Genomic DNA, 21,681 nt, shown 5'->3' on the forward strand with positions numbered 1-21,681 from the left:
CGAGTCAATTCAGCTTGTTAGTCTTGCGAATTGAGTGACAGGTAAGTGCCGCGAATGAGCCTCAAGCAAAACGAGGGAAATTCATTGGAAATGGGCGGACATTTTTTAAAACAACGATCAGATATTCACCTCGCTCGAAAGTTATGGCATTTTCTTGGAGTTCTTTTGATCCTTGTCATCTATCACAATGTGAGCCGCTCAATGGCTCTTCAGCTCATCACTTTTTTCACATGTTTATTTGTTGTTTTTGATATCATGCGCAGTTATTTCCCAGACGTAAATAACTTTTTGGTTTCAGTTTTTTACGCATTCATGAGGGAACATGAACGCAATTCCTTAGCGGGAACTACCTATTTACTGAGTGGAACCTTTCTCATTATGTTTTTGTTTCCAAAGCCTATCGTCACGCTTGCTCTCATCTTTTTGGCCATAGCTGATCCTCTTGCTGGATATGTGGGAGTCCTCTACGGCAAAGACAAAATAATGGGAGAAAAAAGTCTCCAGGGTTTTGTTACAGCCTTTATTTGTTGCTCCGTCATCGCGGGTTTCTTTTTTTTCGTGCACAAAATCATGATTGACCGAATTCTCATCGTCAGCATTCTTTCGGGGCTCATTGGAGCCTTTGCTGAACTCATTCCTATATTTAAACTGGATGATAATTTTACCTTTCCGGTGGTTAGCTCAATCGGATTGTGGTTGCTGTTTTATTTATTCGGAGGATTTTAAACAAAATGCTTTCTGTCGACAGGGAAACAACAATTATGAATCAACCACAGCGTCCTTTTAATCGTTTAAATCAAGGGACGAAACGTCTTCGTCGACGACTTACAATGCACATCTATGTTCTGCCAAATCTTCTGACGACCATGAACATGTTTTTTGGTTTTTATGGGATCGTTCATGCTATCAAGGGAAATTTCACACATGCCGCATATGCTATTGTGGCCGCTGCAGTTTTCGATCTTCTTGATGGAAGGGTCGCTCGACTCACGCATTCTACCAGCAAATTTGGAGCCGAATACGACTCCCTTTGCGATCTTGTCAGTTTTGGAATTGCTCCCGCTCTACTTCTGTATTTGTGGTCCCTACAGCCCTTTGGACGCGTTGGATGGTTGGCCAGCTTTTTCTTTGTCGCCTGCGGAGCTCTGAGGTTGGCTCGATTCAATGTTCAACAAAATATAATTGAAAAATCCTATTTTCAAGGCCTACCAATCCCTATGGCTGCTGGAATCGTCGCCAGCTCCGTTATGGCCCTGCAGGACCTTGAGATTCTTGCCCACCGTAATCATTGGATTTTGGCTATGACCTTCCTGCTCGGCTTCGTGATGGTCTCTACCTTTAGATATCGAAGTTTTAAAGACATCGAATTAAAACGAAGGTTGCCTTTTGCTTATTTGGTTCTCGGAGTATTTATTCTAGCGCTCATCGCAATAAGACCTGAAGTGATGTTATTTGTCTTGTTTTTAACCTACGCCATACTTGGTGCCGTTTTCGGGGTATTGCGCCTTGGTCGGCCCCTCAGAAAAACAGAAGCCTCCTCTGAAGGTGACGAAGAGAGTGAGAATGCGCTTGCTGTTCATGAAGATGACCTTCACGAAGAAATTGAGGAGGGCACATGAGTTTAAACGTAGGAGTCATTGGTGCAACAGGAATGGTCGGTGAAGAATTTCTTCGCCTGATTGAACAACGTCGCTTTCCAATTAAGAAGCTCAAGCTCTTTGCAAGCAATGAAAGCAAGGGAAAGCAAGTCGGGTGTCTCGGTAAAAATTGGACGATTGAAACTTTAGAGGCTGGTTGTTTTGAAGGTTTGGATTTGGCGTTTTTTTCGTCTGGGGACGAAATTAGCAAGGAGTGGGGCCCTAGGGCCGTTTCTGAAGGCTCATTTGCCATTGATAACTCAGCTGCCTTTCGGATGGACTCAAATGTTCATCTGATCGTTCCCGAAATCAATGGAGACCTTCTTTCCACTTCCAGTTCACCCACCCTGATTGCCAACCCCAACTGCTCAACGATTCAGTTGGTCATGGCCCTTGCGCCGCTGCAGAAGGACTTTGGAATCTCCCAAATCAAAGTGGCCACCTACCAGTCCGTGAGTGGAGCAGGAAAGGCGGCGCGGGACGAGCTCATCGCACAGCTCAAGTCAGAATTGAGTATGAATTCAAATACAGAGAGAGACACTCATCATATCCCTCAGGTTTTCCCGCATCCCATTGCGTTCAACTGTCTACCACACATCGGTGGCTTCGATAGCAACGGATTTTCGAGTGAAGAATTGAAAATTATCAAAGAGACAAAAAAAATATTGAGAGATCCCAAACTAAGTGTCAGTGCTTTTACCGTGAGGGTTCCCACTCTCAACGGACATTCTGAGGTTGCCTGGGTGAAGCTTAATAAAAATGTCGAACGGGCCGACCTTTTAAGATCCTGGTCCCATCTTTCTGCAGTTGAGATTCTGGATAATCCGCAGGAAGCTCTATATCCTACGACACGGCAGGCCTCAGGTCATGACCCCGTTTATATTGGGCGAATTCACCGGGATTTTGACGATCCACTGACTTGGGTGATGTGGATTGTGGCTGATAATCTTCGTGTGGGTGCTGCTCTTAATGGTATCCGAATCGCCGAGAAAATTTTTAGACTTTGATTGCCCTCCTTCTCACTCTGCTACTGAGGTGAGGGCGAATACTAGATGATCGTCGGCCCCTGCTCGATTCATGATTTTTGACAAGAGGCACAAAGCATGATCGAATGGTCTCAATGAGATTTAAGCCTGTTTCCAACAGTTTAAGTTTATTGGGGTTGCTTTCGGTGGGGGGCCTGTGTTGGTTACTTTCACCTTGCGCCTTCGCATCGATTACCATTCACTCAATTTCGGGAGTTTCAAATTGGGTGAAAGAAGGTGGTTCCATTATTGTTTATGGCGGCTTTGCGGGCAGCGAAGCGACCGGCTGTACTTCAAATTCGGATGGAACCTGCAACAACTGCATCTTAGGAGCAGGTCCTCTTGCGTGCAACGAAAAGCGCGCAATGCTGAATTCTGATGTGGAGATTTCTGTGTCTTCTGATTCTTTATCCAAATCTGGGCCAATTATCCTTACCTCAGGAGATGGCAACACGAAAATTGGATCAAATGGGACCACGGTCGGAAAAGGTGAGACCGGCGTGGTTAAAATCCCATGGACAACCATCTGTGCCAGTGCTTTTAGTGCCTATGCTGCAGGTGCCTGCGTGAGCTCAGCCAGTGCTGCCAATGCAAGCCCCCCCGCTCAAACATTAAAAATTGGCGTGGACGAAGATAGCAACGGTCAACTCGGTAGTGGTGAAGGTGACAGTATCATTTTCAAAGTCCACATGCCCCTCAGTGCAGATACCATCGAACACTGCAGCGATACGGGGGCCACCTTTACTGATGGAGTTTGTGCCTTTACTGCTTTTCCAGGAGATGAGAAGGTCTTCATCGAGGATCTGGAGCCAACTGAAACTTTTCCCAATGCTGGAAATATTCAGTTTTCAAAAGCCCGCTTTTACTACTCTACCGTGGGCTTTGCCTACGGAGCCACGGGTCCCAATCCGGGTTCTAATTTTGGCTCTTTTGATATCGATATCGAAACCGAGAACGACGAGTATTTTCTTGGCAATAATTCTATCAGTGGATTGACAAATGGAGAGTACTATTTCTTTCGAATCGGAATGCTGGATCAAGCAAATAATATCTCGTTTATCACTTCAGATACGGCCATTGCACATGCCTGCGGAAATACAGCCACCTCACTTGGCCCTAACCCTACAGACGATGCGGCATGCCCCTTCATTGCCCGCCCCGATGAAGTCGTTGGCCTTCTGACTGAAGACGTAAATTGCTTTGTCGCCACCGCGGCCTATGGCTCCGCTCTTGACCGGCATCTCGATACCTTTCGTAAATTTCGCCAGAAGTTTCTTCTCCCCTACAAACTTGGTAAAGACTTTGTGAGGACCTACTATCGACTGGGTCCATTTGCCGCGCGATGGATAGACAAACACCCATTTTGGAGGCCGCTCTTTCGAACTGTCCTTTGGCCTGTTTGGGGTTTTGCGTGGCTATCTATTAAATACGGGCTCTCTACTATTTTGGCTTCCTTGTTATTCGTTTTTTTTAGTTGTTTCACCCTGATCTATTGCTTTTCCAGACGGAGAAATAAAAATGAACGACTGGCTTAGGCCCGTCTCGATCAATTTACTACTTCTCCTTTCTGGATTTGAGATCCTTCGCGCTCATAAAACCTCATCGGGCCCGAGTCTGTTTGATTTTTTTTGCAGCTCAGCAGAGGCCCAAGAAAAATCTTTAGTGGATCCTAGCTCCACAAAAGAGCAGTTGGTGCCACACCCTCTTGCAGATAAGGGTTTGGTCCGTATCACAAGCGATAAAACCTATCTGTACCAGACACCCAAATCAGATCAGAATCACTCCTCTTCTGTTCGGTTTGGAATGTTTGACCCCGCAGAGCTTGCCAACTCTGAGACGGGCGTCACTTTTTCAACTCTTTACGAAGACAGCGAGATGCCCTTGATCATGTACGACTACGAGTGGCAACTCTGGCAGGGACGACTGGGTAAATTGGGTTGGAAACTCGGAACGGGCATTTACGCCGCTCATGGAAATGGGTCCTTTAAAAGCCCCGAAAACGCAGGCATCAGACCGCGCGAGTCGTTTACTTTTTTGGCTCTTCCCAATAATGTCGCTGCGATTTACCGCATGCAGATATGGGAAAAACAGCCGCTCGTTCCGTTTATTGAGGGAGGCGGAGATGCGATCACCTTTGCCGAAATTCGCGATGACAGCAAAGGACCAAAATTTGGGCTTGCAACGGCCGCTCATGCTGCCGGAGGGATTGCTTTCAATCTTGGTGCACTCGACAAGGACGCTTTGATCACCCTCGATCGAGAATTTGGCATCAATTCCGTTTGGGTGGCAGTTGAGTACCGGGTTCTGGTCGCCTTAGGAAAGAAATTTGATTTCTCGGCTGATTTTTTGAATGGTGGCATCTATGTCGAATTTTAGATTTCAGCACCCTAGGCGGCAAGCCCCTTGTTTTTGAGTTTAAATAGGGTGGATCTTCCCTTGCCAATCTGCTCAACAAATTCGGCCTCACAGGCCTCTTTTAAGAGACGATTCACTGTCCTTTGCGAAATTTGCAATTCAGCAGCAAGGTCTTTTGCGGAAAAGGAAACTCTAGCTCGATTGGCTCTTTGAAGATACAAAACCAAATGCTCAATCTTATTAGGGCGAAATGTCGATTTCGAAGAAGCCCTCAGCCGCATTGAGATACCTTCTCCCAGTCGGAGCCGGTAATATCCATGAGCCTGATCAATCACCATCGGTAGATCCTTCTCAATAAACCAGGCGCGAGCTCGCTGCACAACCTTGTAAACCTTTTCAGGTGAAGTGACTGGATTAAAGTACTCGTTTGGAAATAAGGACCCAAACAAAGATCCCATTTTTTTTGGTGAATACAAATCGGCGGCAAGTACGGAGATCAAAGCATGGCTCAGCTGACCTGGGGTTAAATGCCCTGCATCTCCCTCCCCACTCCAGTCGCCCAAATCGACGACTTTTCTTATCGGATCTTTGTTCCTACCGCCAACCCAATCAAAATGTTTTTCCAATTTGCCAGAATGAGAAAATTCTCGAAGCAACAAATCCCTGAAATGAGTAAAAGGGGTTCCATGATAGAGTCTATTGAATAGGTGCGCATCCTGACTATCAACCGCAATATGTCGATCACAGTCTCTCACTGTTTCCCATAACTTCATTTTTCGAGCTTGAAGCTGAACTTCCTTTATCTCGTCATACGAATTTTTTTGAGAAGTTTTGAGTCCTAAGACAGCTTTCCATTTAAGAGAAAATAGCAAACTATCATGGTGAGAATTTTCCAATAATTTTATACTTTGGTCCAAATTTCTTGCAGCTGCTGACCAATCTCTCATTTGAATATCAAGCTGTGCTCTCAATTCAAGAATGTTTCCAAGAAGCAAATGTCTCTGTTCAGTCCGTGCGCGAAGTTCTAAATGATCAAGTAGACCTCGAGCCTCTTCCCACTCCGGAGTTTGAACCAGTGCTGCAGCCAAATTAACCTGCCCCACCAATTGGGCATACAAATCCAAATGGCATTTTAGATAACTCCTTAGGTGAGCCCCAGCACCAATTGAATTCCACTCGCGGAAGTCTAAAAATGCCAAGTAAAGCAAGGCCTGTGGGGCCTCCCTGGGGCTCACTGCTAACAAAAGATTTCTCGCCTCTTCGAGTGATCCCAGTTCCATCAGAGCATTTGAGTATTCACAAATTTCTTCGACCGACGAAAAGACCTCTTTGTTCTCACTACGAACAATCGGATACAGAAGTTGCATCCCCCAATTTTCGAGCCGCACTCGACGAGCTACGTTTGCAACTCTATGCAATTCCCGCCGCGGCACTTCCGTGCGATTGACTTTCATGATATCAAGACGAACCTGCCCACCCCTCCCCTCTTTGATCAGCTCATCCCATGTATCAATTTGATATTTCCACTTGTCTTTCACGACAAATTTATCGGTTTTTTTATGGACCTGTTAAACTAATAATAGAAGGACCAAGATTTGGAGATATTTCGTGAATCGCAGCCATAGCAAATTGATTGTCAGATTTTTCTCAATGATATTTGGAATTCTTTTGTTCTTGGTTCCTTTTCAAAGTTGCGATTTGATCGACATTCTGAAAAAAAATGGAAACGGTGGTGGCTACACTGGAATGAAAAATGATGACTTCGCAGAAGCTAACATTGATGGATTGTACGGCCCCTTTGATCCAAGCCACAGCCCGTTTGAATTGCCCTCCTCGGGAGGGGATCTCAATCCCGTTCTCGAAATTCAATCTCGAACCTATTTCCGATTTTCTGAAGCTAAAACATGTCTCAATGCGAACAGAATCTCTGAACTTGCAGTGAGCAGTCTTATTTTTTCCGTTGGAAATAATCCAAGATTGAGTCATATCGACTGCGGAATCCGCTCCGACGGGCCTCCAGGTCTCCTCAATCCTGTCATTTCTTCCTACAACCCTTGGCACATAGCGCTTGGAGAAAAAATATTTCAGTACGTCAGCGATTCGTCAAAGAGTGAAGACTTTCCTTACACCCACGTGCTTTGTCGGCAGATTCAGAATATGGATTCAACGGGAACTGATTATGGAATTGACGTCGTCATACAGAAACTTCGAGGAAGCTTCATCGGTCAGCTCATCAAGGGATCTAAAATTGCCGAAGGAAGAGGGATTCGAAAGATCGCGGATCGCGGATCTCGGATCTTTGGATCGTCATCAATCTGCCACTGATCTTTCATTTCAGGGCGATAGCTTTGAGCTACATATCAGAGCCTTTGAGGGCCGCCCAAGTGGCTCAATATCAGGGCAACTGCATACCTTGTTGGACAATGCAGTCGTAGATTTGCCAGCAATGACCTGTTGGATTCAAAACCAGCCCCTTTAAAAATCGCGACAAAGACGTCCGTTGTGATACCTACCTCCTTTGTCTATTCTTATTAAAAGCCGCTCAATTCCCGTTTCCGAAGGTGGCTCGCCAATTCAACGCTTATCGAAAAGGAGATGGGTCCTATGGAGAAGAAGCAATCGCTTTGCCTCATTTTTTCGTTGCTACTAGTTGGAAGCCTAAGTTCGTGCAAAGTCATCTTTTCAACTTTAGACGATGACAACAACGGCAATGGCATCGGGGGCTGCGCAACAATAGCTCCGGATTCTGACAATAATTACGTTTTTGACTTCGATGGTTCAGGCCAGTTGAAACGATTCTCTCCCGCAAACTCCCAAAATCATGGAGACGCCCTTTTTTTTAAATTTAAGGGGACAGCGCAAAGCAATAATTACAGATCTTGTAGCATTGAAAATAGGGAGGAAAGGTGTCTGCTCCTTGAGCGAGCCCCAGCCCCTTACCAATTTCTGTCTGCAACAGCGGACCATGAGGTCAGATTTGGCTTGTATGAGCTTTCAGATGGTGAACAGCCGACAGTTGGAGCCATTAAACTCAGCCGGAAATTGATCGAAAGTCAAACTTCTCGAAGAGCTCCCGTCCTCTGCGTTGAAAACATCCAATTTATTGATAACACACTCGCAATTGACAAGGAGACTGCGAAAGAGCCTTGGCCTCTCCCTAAAGATCCAAGCATAGACCAGAATTATCCCACATATTTTCCGGACGAATTTCCTGCTCCAGGTATTCTAAGAGGCGAAATCCGAATCACAACAAGGGACCACGGGGTTATTACTCTTAAGGACGATAGCTCACTTCCACCCTTACCAGTCAATTGCACAAGGGTCCCACTGCAGACATCTGGCACTTACGATTTCCAATATGTTTCAGTCGGCGATCTCGTTCTCCGCTCGGCCAAAGACGTTATCCAAGGAGCCTCTGACAATGATCAAATTGGATTCTACTTGGCCACTGGAAAGGCAATCAAAGATTGCACAGGAAGATGCAGTTTAGACCCCGTAAATCCGCGTTTTGAATTTGCCCGAACAATCAATGATGATCATTCGATCAACCTCTCGATTGCAGGATTGCGAATAGATTCCGAAAATCATCAGGAGTTTGCAGTCCCCAGTTTTGGAGTTGTTCGCCTCTCTGCAAAAAGAATTCTAGATCCCAAAACCGGCAGACCAGTGACTCCGCCTGATTCCCTCTGCATTAAGGAATTGAAAATGGATGTTGCCCTTTACCCCTTTGACTCAAGAGCCGTAGGCAGTTTGAAAGGTCCCGTGTCAGTGCATTTGCGAGATTTTGGGGTAATTGAGCTGAAGTAACGGATACTTTAGAACTGGTTGCCTTGGGGTTGGGTTGGTTCAGCTTTTTCCTTGCGAGCCTCGCTCGGGTTTCAATTCTCTCTCCCTTCTTTGAGGGCCAATTCATTCTGAATTGGCCCTTCCTTTTTTTATGAAAGCATGATGAATAGTATTCGCTGGATTCCAAGCAAGGATCCAAATATTCCAAGGAGTTCCGAAGAATGTGTCCGGAAGTGAGCGCCGATCTTGGACCACCGTACAGAATTCGGCTTCTGATTTCTTATGATGGAACTGATTTTGGCGGCTGGCAAAAGCAACCAAGAGGAAAACCAACAATACAAGGTGCTCTCGAGGAAGTTTTCACTCAACTTTTTGATGAACCTATAAAAGTGATTGGATCTGGGCGGACAGATTCTGGAGTTCATGCGATAGGACAGGTTGCGCACCTCGTTACCACAAAAAACCCAAAACGCTACAAACTCTTGAGAGCTGCAAACAGCCTTCTTCCTTCAGGGATTGTCATTCGCCGGGCTTGGGAGGCCCCTAGAGAATTTCATGCGATGGCTTCGGCAACTCATAAGACCTACCGCTATTGGATCCTCAACCGGCCTTTTCCTTCGGCCCTGCGCGGTCGTTACGTCAGCTGGTTCCCAAGACCCCTTCATCTGGAATACCTTCAAACCTGTGCACGGTTTATTCAGGGCACCCATGATTTTGCCAGCTTTCAAACTACGGGCTCGGATATCACAGAAACTGTGCGGCATATCAGAAGGGCACAATGGGGATCTAAAGGACCAGAATTACTCTATTTTTCAGTAACTGGAGAGGGTTTTCTCAAGCAGATGGTCAGGAACCTTGTGGGGACCATGACAGACCTCTTTTATGCCGGTAGACCAGCATCAGACATGAAGTCAATTCTAGAACTAAGGGACCGCCGGATGGCTTTGGGGACGGCGCAACCAGAAGGACTTCGCCTTTGCCAGGTCTTCTATCCGCCGGACCTTGACAACAAGTGCCGAACCCTTTAAAACCAGCGATCTTACTCTATCAAAGAAACTAGACAGCTAATCGGAAAATGAGGATATAAAGAATGAAAACCTGGAACGCAAAGACAGGTGAGGTCGATCGAAATTGGTGGGTCATTGATGCTACTGATGCAACCCTTGGCCGCCTGGCAACCCAAGTTGCTGGCTTACTCAAAGGTAAGCATAAACCCCAATTCACACCTCACGTAGATACAGGGGATTTTGTGGTCGTTCTGAACACCGATAAAATCAAAATGTCGGGCAATAAGATGGACGCAAAAAAATATTTTACGCGCTCCCGATATTTTGGTTCGATTCGGGAAAAAACAGCCAAGCAATGGATGGAAAAAGATTCTACTCACATTGTTCGTGAGGCTGTTAAAGGAATGTTGCCTAAGAATAAGCTTTCGAGCCGCGTGATCTTGAAATTGAAGATGTATAAAAGCGGAGAACATCCTCATTCAGCCCAGAAACCAACCGCCTTTTCATTAATTAAGTAATGGAGCGACATTAGAATGGCTAACGACAAAGTTTTTTATGCAACAGGTAGAAGAAAAACGAGCGCGGCTCGTGTTTTCCTCAAGCCTGGAACCGGTAAGATCACAATCAATGGAAAATTGGCCAATGAGTATTTAACGACGGCTTCAGGCAAGGCTGCCATTCAAGTCCCATTCAGTACAACTGATACGAGTGGAAGATTTGATGCTTTCGTTACAGTTAAGGGAGGCGGTCCTACGGGGCAGTCCGAGGCCATTCGTCACGGACTCTCAAGAGCTCTTCTCGTTGCCGATGAAGCCTTGCGCGGTGTTTTGAAAAAAGCGGGTCTTCTCACCCGAGACTCTCGTAAGGTTGAACGGAAGAAATACGGTTTGCACGGAGCAAGACGTCGTCCTCAATACTCCAAGCGCTAAGACTGAGTTTCTCTTGGCTTTCTCTGGAGTCATTTGAACCTGTACTCAATGAAATCATCTGCTGGTTATTTTGTGCCAGCAGAGCTTTTTCTTATTCTAAAATTTGTTTATCCTTCATCTAGAATATAATTGATCGGATCAACAGGAACTCCATGAACTCGGACTTCGTAATGACAATGAGGTCCAGAGGATCGACCTGTGGAACCTATCGCTGAGATGATGTCACGACGCTTTACTTTTTGTCCTGCCTCCACAAAAATTTGGGAATTGTGAGCAAAACGGGTGACAACGCCATAACCGTGGTCAATAGAAACGAGTTTTCCATAGCCAGATTCGTAACCCACAAATGAAACCACCCCATCAGCTGGCGCAACAATGGAAGTTCCAGGGGGACCAGCAATATCAAGCCCTGCATGCATGACGGGCTTCCCCGTAAATGGATCGATCCGATAGCCAAACCGGGATGTGAACCAACCGGAAGCTGGTTTTATACTTGGAGTCGCGTTTAAGAGACTTTGTCTCTCAGAAAGAGATTCCCATAACTGTAGTACTCCCAGCTCGCGAAGTTGAGTCTCCTTAACCGCTCGGTCAATTCGAATGGAAAGTTTGGCGTAATCCTTTTGATTAAGTGCTGTCATTTCCCCGCCCGATTCGTCGAGAGGCGGCTTGTCCATAAATATCGAATCCTTCACCAAAAACTCTGAGGCCGGCCCACGATCCTGAACGGCTTCATTGTATTCAGACACAGACTGCCCGGGCTTGGGTTCAGACCCGACAGCCAATTTAACTGTTCTGTCTTCATCCTCAATACTGGTAATCAGCCGAAGTTTGGTAGAGTAACTCTTCACTCGTTCCAGACTATTCTCCAATGATCCAATTTTACTCTCTACAATCTGGAACTGCCGTTTTATTTGAACATTTTCTGCCCTCAGAATCTTATTTTCTCCAGCTTCAAGAAGCAAACCAACATAGTCCACCGTGGCCGCTCCAAAAGTGACCATCAGCACTCCGCACAAAAAAACAATCGCCTTCAGCCAAGCCGCAGAGATTGTGATTGATTGAGTTCGACCCCGGCGGTTACTCGTTAAAAGTATTGTGAATGATTTCTTTTCCATTCCTTGACCTTCAAGTAGAGATTAAAATTTCGCCATGACACCAATTTCCCTCGTGCCAGGTCGATATGAGAGGATTGACCTGACTGTAGAAAAACTAGCTTTACGCGTCAATGAATAAGTCAAGATTTCAGTATTTCCAAAGGCTTCTGCAAGGTTTTGAATGAATCTAAATTTTCCACTGCTTTAAATCCCTCTCACTGTCGCGTCCGTATGAATATGACAGAAACATTGTCATCGCCACCAGCTGATTTCGCCTTTTCAATGCATCGCGATACGACCTCGGAGGGATCATTCTTCTGACATAGCTCATTGATGCGAAGGTCAGGAACCAAACCTGAGAGACCGTCCGAACAGAGTAAATAAAATTCTCCGGGATGAAAATCTCTGACCACAACATCTGCTACCACGTCATTTTCATATCCTACGCTGCGTGTAATGACGTTGCGACCAATCACATGAGGTGCATCATTCTCGTTTATCACTCCTGCCTTAATCTGTTCGTTGATCAGGGAATGATCCTCCGTCAATTGCCAAAGAAATGGATCCCGATAGATGTAAGCCCTCGAATCTCCAACATTTCCAATATAGATTTTGTCATTGTACCCCCAAAGTAACACCATCGTTGTTCCCATTCCCATAAGCTCAGGATTTTCGCGAGTGCTTTTGCTATGAATTCGTGCGCTAGAAGCTCGAAAGGCTTCAGCAATCACTTCTCTCGGATTAATTCTGCCCTTTGCCTGCAACCGACTACGAATAACTTCCTGAACGGTTTCCACAGCCAAAGCGGAGGCCACTTCTCCCCCTTTATGACCGCCCATGCCGTCGGCCACAATGAAAAGATGAAGCTCAGGATCGACCAAGATAGTGTCTTGGTTTATTTCTCTCTTTAGGCCGACATCGGTCTTTGCCCATACATCGAATTCCATCCCCTTATCCTACGTTACCGAACTAACTCGACCAAGTGATTTTCAGCTTTTCAATCTCAGAAACCCGATCTCAATTTAACGGCCACCCTCTTTGTGCCTCAATTTTTGGGGATTCCTATCCGATACCCCTTAGCGAGGATGTATGGCCGGTAAACTCCGCAAGTCTTTGATTGCATTTATACTCTGCTCATTTCTTTTGCACCTCTTCCTTTGGGAAGGATTAAATCTCTTTCGCTCTCAAAAAAACGAATCTCACCAAGCTAAAGTCGAGGTTGTCATCATTGATAAACCAGAACAAAAACCCAGGGCCCCTACAAAAGATAGCCTTTCGCAACAAATCGTTGAACAGAATAAGCAGCCACTCAATGACGAGCTTCCTGACCAAGCCCGATTTTTGAGCCAACACAATCAAAGGGTTCAAGAGGAAACACGGGCGCAGGCAACCGGCAAATTCACAAATTTGGCACAGCCGGGAACGCCCCAACCAGGTGATACAGACGGAGAGAAACGAGAAGAAATCACCAAAAACCAAAAGAGACCGAAGGGTGGCCATCTCCCAGACCTTTCTGCCCTCAAGCCAGACTTTAGCCTCACTCCAGATCTCAGGGTGACCCCACCCGAATTGCCCGCCGGACGCCCCAGTCAAACGGACGACTACCTGAAGGATACAAAGGTTGGCATCCAAACCCTCCTGAGCACTAAGGAATTTGTTTATTATTCCTACTATAATCGAATCAAAGAGAAAATCCGGCAACACTGGGAGCCCACGATTCGGGAAAACGTGAGAATGGCCATTCGACGGGGACGTTCGATTGCTTCGACCCGGGATCGAGTGACACGAGTTCTCATCACCCTGGACAAAGACGGGACTTTGCTCCAGGTTCAAGTCCTAGGAGAAAGTGGTATCGTAGAACTCGATGAAGCCGCTGTTCAGGCTTTTAAGGAGGCGGCACCCTTTCCTAATCCTCCCCAAGGAATGGTCGAACAGGACGGCTACATCAGGATTCGATGGGATTTTATTTTGGAGGCTAGCTTTAACTATCGTCTTCAACATGAATTGGAAGAGCTCAAAGAAGAGGACCTTGCGTGAACGTCTTATTGCTTGCAGGAGATAGTAACAGCTTTGATAGATCTCCCACCCAAGCTCTGTTACAAATCCAAGGACAATACCTCATCGACCGCCAAATAAGAGCACTTAAGCAATGTGGATTTAATGTCTTGGTGGTACTTAACCAAGGAGACTGCGAAAATATTCTCCGACAATCAAAGGAAATTGCTTCCTCCGAACTTGTCTTCGACCCAAACCCGGATTCAGATTTTTTCTCCCTCTTGATTTCCGGGTGCCACGCGGTCAGTGAAAGATGCTTCGTCTTGCCTCTCCATACAATGAGCCCATCAAGGGAGGTCTATTCCCGTCTTGAGCGACACTTCTTTACAAATTCCGACAGTTTTCGGTGCCACCTTATCCGACCCTTCGCCCCCGTTCGAGGAGAAATGGTTCCTCGATTTCCCTTTTTATTGACCAGGCAAGGGATTTCACTTTTTCGCTATGAGCGAAAATTCACAAGTCTTGATGATCGCCGCATCGTGTGGTCACCCGTTCCTATATTATCTGAAGAGATGATCGGCATTTTAGAGATCCATCAACAAACAGTATCTGAGGTTCTTGCCTAATTTGAAGTTTTGTCGTTTAGTCCATTGCCGCGAAATAAAATAAATAGGTGGGATCAAACCGAATATTGGTCAGAGGCGTAAGCCTGAGCCAACGGTCTGCACTATAAGGAAAGAAAAATGGCAAAAAAAAATATTCCGGCCAAGCCGGACATTGAAATTCTTAACTCTATTGCACAACGCGCCCAATATTTGGCAACGCAAATGATCTATATTGCGAATCATCGGGCAAATAAGGAGAAGGGTGATCCTAAAATCGGAGGACACGCCGCCGCCAGTGCGAGCTCGCTTCATATTCTAGCTGCGATCCATCTTATCGCCAAATCTGGATTCGATCACATCGCAAATAAGCCCCACGCCTCACCAACAGATCATGCTTACAACTATCTTTTGGGACTTCATCTTCATCAAGACAACTCCAGGCTCACACGAGAAGAATCAAACAAGGCCATGAGCAACCTGCGAGCGTTTCCACATGATAATGAGGAAGTCTTTCAATCCTATCACTCAGCCTACGATCCGGATCGACACAATTTTTTCCCTACTGGTACCGTTGGAATCCCTCCTGTCCAAGCGGGCTATCTTGCCCTCGCCTATCGCTATGCCAAGGACCACGGGCACCAGGTACCCGAAGCTCATTTTTGGAGCATCATTGGCGACTCTGAGTTCCGAGAAGGTTCTCTTTTTGAAGCGGTGCCTGATTTCGCAGAAAGGGAGATTGGGAACCTGACCTGGATTCTCGATTACAATCGACAAAGCCTTGATGGTCATCGGATTACCAACGCGAACATCATGGGAGGGACTGACGACGAACGAATTGCTAAAACCATGGCCGCAAACGGTTGGCACGTTATTCAATTACGACACGGTTCAAAGCGCAAAGCTCTGATGAAAAAAGTGGGTGGCGATTCTTTCTGTAAATGGCTCGAAGAAGAGCTTTCAGACTATGGCCTCCAGGTTCTCCTGCAAATAAAAGACGGCGCTCTCTTGAGAAAAGAACTAGAAAAGAATCATTCTATTTTGCATAAATTTCTTGAAAATGTAACCGATCAGGAATTGTGGATGGCACTCAGAGACTTGGGCGGGCACGATATTGAGTGCCTGATCGATGCTCTCGAAGAAAGCAAGAAAGAAACTCGACGGCCCACCATTATCATTGCTCATACATTGAAGGGCTGGGGTCTAAAAATGGCCGCAACCCCAGGCAACCATTCTGCGCTTCCCGATGCTGACGAAATTGAATCGCTCAAGAAGGCAACCGGCATTTTAACCAGCGATCCATTCTCCCCGTTTCCTGACAACTCTCCCGAAGAGAAATTCCTGAAAGCCCGAGGAGATCAGCTTTACAATGAAATTCTAGAGCAAGAAAAACTCAAGGAATCCAATATTGCTTTGTTTCAATCACTGGGTGAGAAACTTGGCGAAGTTCCAGAAACCATGGATATCAATTTAAAATTAGCATCCTATCCTCACACTCAGTGGATGCTGGGCCAATTAACTGCGAAGTTAACTCGAATAGCAAACACTCCTCTTGATGAGCAAGCTCTTCAGAAAAAGCAAAAAGCTCTGGGTCCCGCTGAGCGCTCTTTTAAAATAGCGAGTGAAATGCTCGTCTCAATGGCTCCCGATGTGGGAACAAGTACGAACCTGAATCCAGCTATGGACGGACATATATTTGGAGTCCAAGTCGAAAGTGATTATGAGGCTTCCGTTGGAGTAAAGGATTCCAAATTGCCCGATCTCATTCCTGGCGAAGAGCCTGACGACCGTTATTTGAGATTTGAAATCGCCGAAGCTAACGTCATGTCTTGCATGGGATCATTTGGAAAGATTCGCGACTTTCTGGGCATCCCTCTTCTACCCCTGATGACCGTCTATGATTTTTTTATTAAACGCGCTCATGATCAGTACTTTTATGACCAATACTGGAAATCCAGTTTTATCCTTTGTGGGACTCCATCGGGAGTAACTCTTTCTCCTGAAGGGGCTCAGCATGGTTGGAAATCGGATCTGCAAATCCCTAATCAAATTACCTGGGAACCCTTTTTCTGCCAGGAATTGGATTGGATTCTCTGCGATGCTATTAAGCGGCACCTCACTTTTGATAACAAGAATCGCTCTGGAGTTGTTATTCGTGGCGTTACTCGAGGCGTCGAACAGAAGGATCTCTTGCGGCTTTTGCGAAACCAGAGACGCTTTAAAGTCGGCCTAAATGAAGATGTTTTACTTACACCAAATGACATTGATTCTCCAGGAACCACTCCTGAGGGACTCGTGGAGTGCCAGTCCGATGAACAAATCCTTGCCACTGTTCGCCGCGAAGTTTTGGCGGGCGGCTATTCACTGATCGATTACAGTGGATATGCGGGCTACGAGCCTGGAGACAATGTCGTTAATATCTTTGCAATGGGTTCACTTGGCACCGAGGCCATTCAAGCTTCACAACAGCTTCTAAAAATAGGCATTTTTGCAAATGTGATCATGGTTACGAGTCCAGATCTCCTTGTAGGAAACTTGGGCTTTGAAACAAACTACTGTCATCTAAAAGAATATTTGCGAATCAACAGCAACCTGCATCTTGTCCCGATGATCAATGGTTCGGCCACTCGCTCTGATGTCACAACACTGGCTGGACGGCGCATTCCTATTGTCAGCGTCCACGACGGGGAGCCAGGCCTATTGGATAATATTGGTTCTATCGTTGGGGTTAAACAAGAAGCTCTCGCGGTCAGAAAGCATTCACGATGTGGCCGACCCGCTGACATCTATGCCTATCACGGAATTGACGCCGCATCTGTCATTAAAGCTTGTGGAAAAGTGCTGGCAGAAACAGCCCTGGAACACATCGAACTCAGTTCATATCTCGTGGAGGATGTAGGGAGAGCACAACCCGCAGTAAAACACTGGCGTGAATTGTGGCCAACATAAACAATCCAGACATGAAAAATCCCGAAGAACCACTTCCCTATTCAGGATTTCGGCGAAGAGCCCCCCAAAAAAAATACGAGGAGGTCATCGTCTTCGTTCACCATTTTGGTGGCTCTCCGATCGCGTTGGCCCGACATCTCCTTTTAGCAAATGAAATGGGGTTTGATGCGGTTGCTTTTCAACTCAAGTTTAACCGAATCCGTCTTATGCAATTTCCGCCACTCACTCGAAATTTTCGATTTGGAGCCCCAGAAGTTTGGGCCGAGCAAATTTCAGATATCTTAGCCTCTATCCCCGAGCGCAAAGTTCTTTTTACTCTCTCAAGCCCTGGTTCGGGAGCTCTTCTCTCTATCGCTCGGCGAAATCCCCAGGACATCATTGGATGGATATGTGACGGCGGACCTTTTGCGCAAATACAAAGATGTCTCTGGAATCTCTTCACTCATGAATACACGGTGACAAATCCAATAACTCGAATAGCTAAAACCAGGTTTGCCGTCCAATTGCTTGGAGGAAGGCGCTATAAAAAAACATGCGACGATGCCCTTTCACAGCTCCCACCTCGATTTCCAATTCTGAGCATTCGCGCCTGGGAGGACAAATTAGTCCCCATGCAAGCCATTGAGGAGTTTTTCGCGGGAGCCAATCATTTGCAGCTCGAGGTCTTTAGCATTCCTGAAGTCGGCCATCTACAAGGGCTGAGTCGATCACCAAAGGAATATAAGCTAAGAGTGCAAAAATTCCTCCAAGGGATTTCCACCCCGGCAAGTCGACCAAAAAGCGAATCCACTGGTCCACGAGAGAGTTCTCAATGACCCGACTCTTGATGTTTGATTTTGATGGGACTCTTGTAGATACCGGTTCCGACATTGCCGCTGCTGTAAATGAGCTTCTCGAACTTCACAATAAACCACAGCTCCCCTACGAGGTTATCATCACCTATATTGGAGGAGGGCTTGGCAAGCTTATAGAGAAAGTTGCTCCTGAGGCCACAGGAAATCTGGATCAAATAAAAAAAATAGAGTTCGAATTTCTCGAAATCTATGACCGACACATTCTCAATAGCCCTCGGCCTCTAAAAGATGCTGAAAAATTCTTGGATACCTGCCCACATCAAATCGCTATTGTCTCCAATAAAAGGGAGCATCACATAAGAAAACTTCTGAACCATCTCGGATGGGACCACTTTCCTTGGGTTTCTGTTTTTGGCGGAGATTCCTTTGACAAAAAAAAGCCCCATCCTTTTCCTCTTCTGCAGACAATGCACCGCGCTAATGCTGCCCCTGAAAGTTCTGTCCTTGTTGGAGATGGAATTCCAGATGTGGAGGCAGCTCTTAGCTGTGGTGTCACCTCAATTGCTGTCACTTTTGGCTATGCCCCAGTTGCAGAACTTTTAAAAAGAGGCGCCCACGAGCAAATCAATTCCTTCTCTGAGCTCAACTTATTGTTTCCCTAGCCGAACATGGCACTTGATAATTCAACGCATTATCATGCTTCATCAAGTGAGGTTATTGACAACTTCGACCCCTAACGCTACACAACACAAGCTATTGGAAGGAGACTGAAATGTTCAATCACAAGACTTTGCGAACATTCTCTGGGGGAATCATCGCCTCCTTTTTTGTGACTCTGATTATGACTCAGGCGGCATGCACAAAAAAGACGACGGAAGGTGAAAATACATTAAATACGGTTGTTCGAGCGAACGTGAAGGGACTTGATCCTATTTATGCTTCCGATGTCTACTCGAACACCGTCGTGTCACAGATCTATGAGACACTTCTCCAGTACCACTACCTAAAACGTCCTCTGGAGCTTCAGCCACTCCTCGCTGATTCTCTGCCCACCGTTTCAAATGATGGTTTGGTGCATACTTTTAAGATTCGCAAGGGCGTTAGGTTTCATGACAGTGAGGCCTTCCCTGATGGCAAGGGGCGAGAAATAACCGCTCAAGATTTTGTCTATTCTTGGAAGAGACTAATGGATCCTTCTAATTCTTCAGATGGAGCTTGGATTTTTGAAGGGCGAATTGCAGGTCTTGACGCCTGGAGAAATGGAATTTCAAAAAAGGAAGCGACCTTTGACTCGCCGGTCGAGGGACTACAGACCCCAGACAACCACACCCTTGTTATCAAACTCACTAAGCCGTTTTACCAACTTCACTACGTCTTGGCCTTAGGCTACGCCTCCGTCGTTCCTAAGGAAGCCGTCGATAAATACGGCAAAGAATTTCTCAATCACCCCGTAGGGACTGGGCCTTTCAAATTCGAAAGTTGGGTTCGAAATAGCCAAATTGTTCTTCTTAAAAATCCGAATTGGTTGGGCCACACTTACCCCACCGAAGGCGAACCTACGGATGAGGCCAATGGTTTTCTTAAAGACGCAGGTAAAAAAATCCCTTTTATCGATAAAGTTGTCATACACGAAATCATCGAAGATCAACCGGCCTGGCTGAAATTTCAAAAGGGAGAGCTTGATACATTAAATATCCCCAAAGATAACTTTGACAGTGCTGTTGTTAACAACCAGCTCTCGCCCGAGATGAAAAAAAAGGGAATCAGGCTTGAAGTCACCGTCGAACCTGATGTGACTTACACTTCCTTCAATATGCTGGACCCTCTGGTCGGAAAGAATGAAAACCTTCGCAAGGCCATATCTTATGGGGAAGACACTGCAACTGCGATTCAAAAATTTTACAATGGTCGCGCGGTGAGTGCACAAAGTCCCATTCCTCCCGGGGTTGATGCTTACGATCCTGAATTTAAAAACCCATACAAAGAATTTAATGTCTCCAAGGCGAAGGAGTTTTTGGCTAAGGCGGGCTTTCCAGAAGGAAAGGGGCTTCCCGAACTTGTCTACTCAACAACAAATACTTCGACGGCCGCTCAAATGGCTGAACTTTTTAAAATCAATATGGAAAAAATTGGAGTAAAAATCAAAATCGAGGCAACTTCGTGGCCCCAGTTCACTGAAAAAGTCAGAGATAAAAAGGCCCAGATTTGGGGAATTGCTTGGCTGGCAGATTACCCAGACGCAGAAAACTTTCTGCAGCTGCTTTACGGTAAGAACGTATCACCAGGCCCAAATGGTTCTAATTTTGTAGATCCCTCATTCGACCAGCTCTATGAAAAGGCAGCCTTGCTTCCCCCCGGACCTGAACGGACCCAGGTCTATCGCAAAATGAGAGATATCGCTGTTGAAAAGTCACCTTGGGTTCCTGGAGTTCACCGCTTGGGATACCAAATGTACCAAGGTTGGGTAGATAACTTCAAAACCCATTCCATCATCAATGGCTCCTTTAAGTATTACAAAGTTAATCTTCAGACCCAAAAGGACCTTAAGGCGAAATTTTAATGATCAAATATGTCATTCGACGTGTCTTTTATATGATCCCCATTATTTTGGGGATCACGTTGGTCACCTTCTTTCTATTTAATGTTGCCGGAGGAGATCCCGCGGCTCAAGCTGCTGGGAAACACGCAACAGCCGAACATATCCAGCAGTTTAGGGCTGAATTGGGTCTCGATCGATCACTTCCCCAACAATACCTTTTCTTCTTGGGTCAAATAGCGACTTTCGATTTTGGTAGAAGCTGGGCGACGAAACAAAAGGTCGCGAGCATGATTGTTGATGGCATAGGAGTGAGCCTCAGCCTCACTCTTCCAGCCTTTGCTCTCACGCTTATTTTGACAGTGTCCCTTGCCCTCATAACGGCCCATCTCCGAGGAACTCTCTTTGATCGATGCGTCATGGTTCTTTGCCTTGGACTGATGAGCCTGAGTTCTCTGGTCTATATTCTTTATGGGCAGTACTACTTTGCCTATCAGCTTGGCATTTTTCCTATTTCAGGATGGGACCCTAGCTGGATAGGTCGCTGGCAATATTTGACCCTCCCAATTATCATTTTTGTATCGTTCTCCTTGGGTGGAGACATCCTTTTCTATCGCACGGCCTTTCTTGACGAGATCTACCAAGACTATGTACGAACTGCCCGCTCCAAAGGATTAAGCACCTCGGTAATCTTGTTTAAGCATGTTTTAAAAAATGCCATGGTCACAATTATCACCTTGGTCGTACTTCAAATGCCATTTCTTATTACTGGATCACTGCTGCTCGAATCCTTCTTTGGAATTCCAGGGCTCGGGGGCCTGGTTTTTCAGGGCATCCAAAATTCCGATTTTCCAGTGATCAAAGCAATGACTGTTATGGGGGCAGTGCTTTACATGATTTTTCAACTTCTGTCAGACGTACTTTATGCTGTGGTCGACCCAAAAATTCAATTACGTTAGCTAAATGGAAGAA

Annotated in this window: 20 protein-coding genes; 17 read left to right on the forward strand and 3 right to left on the reverse strand. The window is 46.0% G+C overall.

Annotated elements, in window-relative coordinates; genetic code table 11:
• Window positions 1–90: 90 nt before the first annotated feature.
• The 5 genes from IPL83_15165 (at window position 91) to IPL83_15185 (ending at window position 5,038) form a co-directional block, all read left to right on the forward strand.
• Entirely contained in the window at window positions 91–726 is a 636-nt protein-coding gene (locus IPL83_15165; protein ID MBK9040478.1) for a hypothetical protein, read from the forward strand.
• A 35-nt stretch (window positions 727–761) separates the two neighbouring features.
• Window positions 762–1,619 carry a CDP-diacylglycerol--serine O-phosphatidyltransferase gene (gene pssA / locus IPL83_15170; GenBank protein ID MBK9040479.1) on the forward strand — a complete coding sequence of 286 codons (858 nt, stop codon included), beginning with the start codon at window positions 762–764 and terminating at the stop codon, window positions 1,617–1,619.
• On the forward strand, window positions 1,616–2,644 hold the full coding sequence (locus IPL83_15175) for an aspartate-semialdehyde dehydrogenase (protein MBK9040480.1): 1,029 nt from the start codon (window positions 1,616–1,618) through the stop codon (window positions 2,642–2,644). Before pssA ends, IPL83_15175 begins: the two co-directional genes overlap by 4 nt.
• Window positions 2,645–2,889: 245 nt before the next feature.
• Complete coding sequence (locus IPL83_15180) at window positions 2,890–4,197, forward strand: hypothetical protein (GenBank protein MBK9040481.1); 1,308 nt, start codon at window positions 2,890–2,892, stop codon at window positions 4,195–4,197.
• Complete coding sequence (locus IPL83_15185; protein MBK9040482.1) at window positions 4,181–5,038, forward strand: hypothetical protein; 858 nt, start codon at window positions 4,181–4,183, stop codon at window positions 5,036–5,038. Before IPL83_15180 ends, IPL83_15185 begins: the two co-directional genes overlap by 17 nt.
• An 11-nt stretch (window positions 5,039–5,049) precedes the next feature.
• Here the strand turns inward: IPL83_15185 and IPL83_15190 are convergent, their stop codons facing one another.
• Complete coding sequence (locus IPL83_15190; GenBank protein ID MBK9040483.1) at window positions 5,050–6,555, reverse strand: hypothetical protein; 1,506 nt, start codon at window positions 6,553–6,555, stop codon at window positions 5,050–5,052.
• 70 nt (window positions 6,556–6,625) lie between these two features.
• Here IPL83_15190 and IPL83_15195 point away from each other — a divergent pair, with 70 nt between their 5' ends.
• The 5 genes from IPL83_15195 to rpsI all read left to right on the forward strand — a co-directional run bounded on the left by IPL83_15195 (window position 6,626) and on the right by rpsI (window position 10,739).
• Window positions 6,626–7,342 carry a hypothetical protein gene (locus IPL83_15195; protein ID MBK9040484.1) on the forward strand — a complete coding sequence of 239 codons (717 nt, stop codon included), beginning with the start codon at window positions 6,626–6,628 and terminating at the stop codon, window positions 7,340–7,342.
• 279 nt (window positions 7,343–7,621) lie between these two features.
• Window positions 7,622–8,824 carry a hypothetical protein gene (locus tag IPL83_15200; GenBank protein ID MBK9040485.1) on the forward strand — a complete coding sequence of 401 codons (1,203 nt, stop codon included), beginning with the start codon at window positions 7,622–7,624 and terminating at the stop codon, window positions 8,822–8,824.
• A 200-nt stretch (window positions 8,825–9,024) separates the two neighbouring features.
• Entirely contained in the window at window positions 9,025–9,831 is an 807-nt protein-coding gene (gene truA, locus IPL83_15205; protein MBK9040486.1) for a tRNA pseudouridine(38-40) synthase TruA, read from the forward strand.
• A 62-nt stretch (window positions 9,832–9,893) separates the two neighbouring features.
• Window positions 9,894–10,328, forward strand: a complete 435-nt coding sequence (rplM, locus tag IPL83_15210) for a 50S ribosomal protein L13 (GenBank protein MBK9040487.1) — start codon at window positions 9,894–9,896, stop codon at window positions 10,326–10,328.
• Window positions 10,329–10,343: 15 nt separating this feature from the next.
• A complete protein-coding gene (rpsI, locus tag IPL83_15215) occupies window positions 10,344–10,739 on the forward strand; it encodes a 30S ribosomal protein S9 (GenBank protein MBK9040488.1) in 396 nt (131 codons plus the stop codon).
• A 107-nt stretch (window positions 10,740–10,846) separates the two neighbouring features.
• On the opposite strand, the gene IPL83_15220 is transcribed toward rpsI, so the two are convergent.
• Entirely contained in the window at window positions 10,847–11,854 is a 1,008-nt protein-coding gene (locus tag IPL83_15220) for a M23 family metallopeptidase (protein ID MBK9040489.1), read from the reverse strand.
• A 194-nt stretch (window positions 11,855–12,048) separates the two neighbouring features.
• Complete coding sequence (locus tag IPL83_15225) at window positions 12,049–12,780, reverse strand: Stp1/IreP family PP2C-type Ser/Thr phosphatase (GenBank protein MBK9040490.1); 732 nt, start codon at window positions 12,778–12,780, stop codon at window positions 12,049–12,051.
• 142 nt (window positions 12,781–12,922) lie between these two features.
• Between IPL83_15225 and IPL83_15230 the strand changes: the two genes are divergently transcribed.
• The 7 genes from IPL83_15230 to IPL83_15260 all read left to right on the forward strand — a co-directional run bounded on the left by IPL83_15230 (window position 12,923) and on the right by IPL83_15260 (window position 21,668).
• Complete coding sequence (locus IPL83_15230) at window positions 12,923–13,870, forward strand: TonB family protein (GenBank protein MBK9040491.1); 948 nt, start codon at window positions 12,923–12,925, stop codon at window positions 13,868–13,870.
• A complete protein-coding gene (locus IPL83_15235) occupies window positions 13,867–14,454 on the forward strand; it encodes a nucleotidyltransferase family protein (protein MBK9040492.1) in 588 nt (195 codons plus the stop codon). Before IPL83_15230 ends, IPL83_15235 begins: the two co-directional genes overlap by 4 nt.
• Window positions 14,455–14,571: 117 nt before the next feature.
• Window positions 14,572–17,379: a pyruvate dehydrogenase gene (locus IPL83_15240; GenBank protein ID MBK9040493.1), complete on the forward strand. Its 2,808-nt coding sequence runs from the start codon at window positions 14,572–14,574 to the stop codon at window positions 17,377–17,379.
• Entirely contained in the window at window positions 17,367–18,194 is an 828-nt protein-coding gene (locus tag IPL83_15245; GenBank protein MBK9040494.1) for an alpha/beta hydrolase, read from the forward strand. The genes IPL83_15240 and IPL83_15245 overlap by 13 nt, the downstream gene beginning before the upstream one ends.
• Window positions 18,191–18,835, forward strand: a complete 645-nt coding sequence (locus IPL83_15250; protein ID MBK9040495.1) for an HAD hydrolase-like protein — start codon at window positions 18,191–18,193, stop codon at window positions 18,833–18,835. The genes IPL83_15245 and IPL83_15250 overlap by 4 nt, the downstream gene beginning before the upstream one ends.
• Window positions 18,836–18,945: 110 nt before the next feature.
• Complete coding sequence (locus IPL83_15255; protein ID MBK9040496.1) at window positions 18,946–20,733, forward strand: ABC transporter substrate-binding protein; 1,788 nt, start codon at window positions 18,946–18,948, stop codon at window positions 20,731–20,733.
• Window positions 20,733–21,668, forward strand: a complete 936-nt coding sequence (locus IPL83_15260; protein MBK9040497.1) for an ABC transporter permease — start codon at window positions 20,733–20,735, stop codon at window positions 21,666–21,668. The genes IPL83_15255 and IPL83_15260 overlap by 1 nt, the downstream gene beginning before the upstream one ends.
• Window positions 21,669–21,681: the final 13 nt, after the last annotated feature.

The organism is Bdellovibrionales bacterium (assembly GCA_016716765.1).
GTDB lineage: Bacteria > Bdellovibrionota > Bdellovibrionia > Bdellovibrionales > UBA1609 > JADJVA01.

Excerpts from the sequence above, each read along its gene's own strand:
- IPL83_15165 (MBK9040478.1), top strand. The coding sequence starts at position 91 with ATGGGCGGACATTTTTTAAAACAACGATCAGATATTCACCTCGCTCGA.
- IPL83_15200 (MBK9040485.1), top strand. The coding sequence starts at position 7,622 with ATGGAGAAGAAGCAATCGCTTTGCCTCATTTTTTCGTTGCTACTAGTT.
- pssA (MBK9040479.1), top strand. The coding sequence starts at position 762 with ATGAATCAACCACAGCGTCCTTTTAATCGTTTAAATCAAGGGACGAAA.
- truA (MBK9040486.1), top strand. The coding sequence starts at position 9,025 with ATGTGTCCGGAAGTGAGCGCCGATCTTGGACCACCGTACAGAATTCGG.
- IPL83_15230 (MBK9040491.1), top strand. The coding sequence starts at position 12,923 with ATGGCCGGTAAACTCCGCAAGTCTTTGATTGCATTTATACTCTGCTCA.
- rplM (MBK9040487.1), top strand. The coding sequence starts at position 9,894 with ATGAAAACCTGGAACGCAAAGACAGGTGAGGTCGATCGAAATTGGTGG.
- IPL83_15250 (MBK9040495.1), top strand. The coding sequence starts at position 18,191 with ATGACCCGACTCTTGATGTTTGATTTTGATGGGACTCTTGTAGATACC.
- rpsI (MBK9040488.1), top strand. The coding sequence starts at position 10,344 with ATGGCTAACGACAAAGTTTTTTATGCAACAGGTAGAAGAAAAACGAGC.
- IPL83_15220 (MBK9040489.1), bottom strand. The coding sequence starts at position 11,854 with ATGGAAAAGAAATCATTCACAATACTTTTAACGAGTAACCGCCGGGGT.
- IPL83_15255 (MBK9040496.1), top strand. The coding sequence starts at position 18,946 with ATGTTCAATCACAAGACTTTGCGAACATTCTCTGGGGGAATCATCGCC.
- IPL83_15175 (MBK9040480.1), top strand. The coding sequence starts at position 1,616 with ATGAGTTTAAACGTAGGAGTCATTGGTGCAACAGGAATGGTCGGTGAA.
- IPL83_15240 (MBK9040493.1), top strand. The coding sequence starts at position 14,572 with ATGGCAAAAAAAAATATTCCGGCCAAGCCGGACATTGAAATTCTTAAC.
- IPL83_15260 (MBK9040497.1), top strand. The coding sequence starts at position 20,733 with ATGATCAAATATGTCATTCGACGTGTCTTTTATATGATCCCCATTATT.
- IPL83_15185 (MBK9040482.1), top strand. The coding sequence starts at position 4,181 with ATGAACGACTGGCTTAGGCCCGTCTCGATCAATTTACTACTTCTCCTT.
- IPL83_15225 (MBK9040490.1), bottom strand. The coding sequence starts at position 12,780 with ATGGAATTCGATGTATGGGCAAAGACCGATGTCGGCCTAAAGAGAGAA.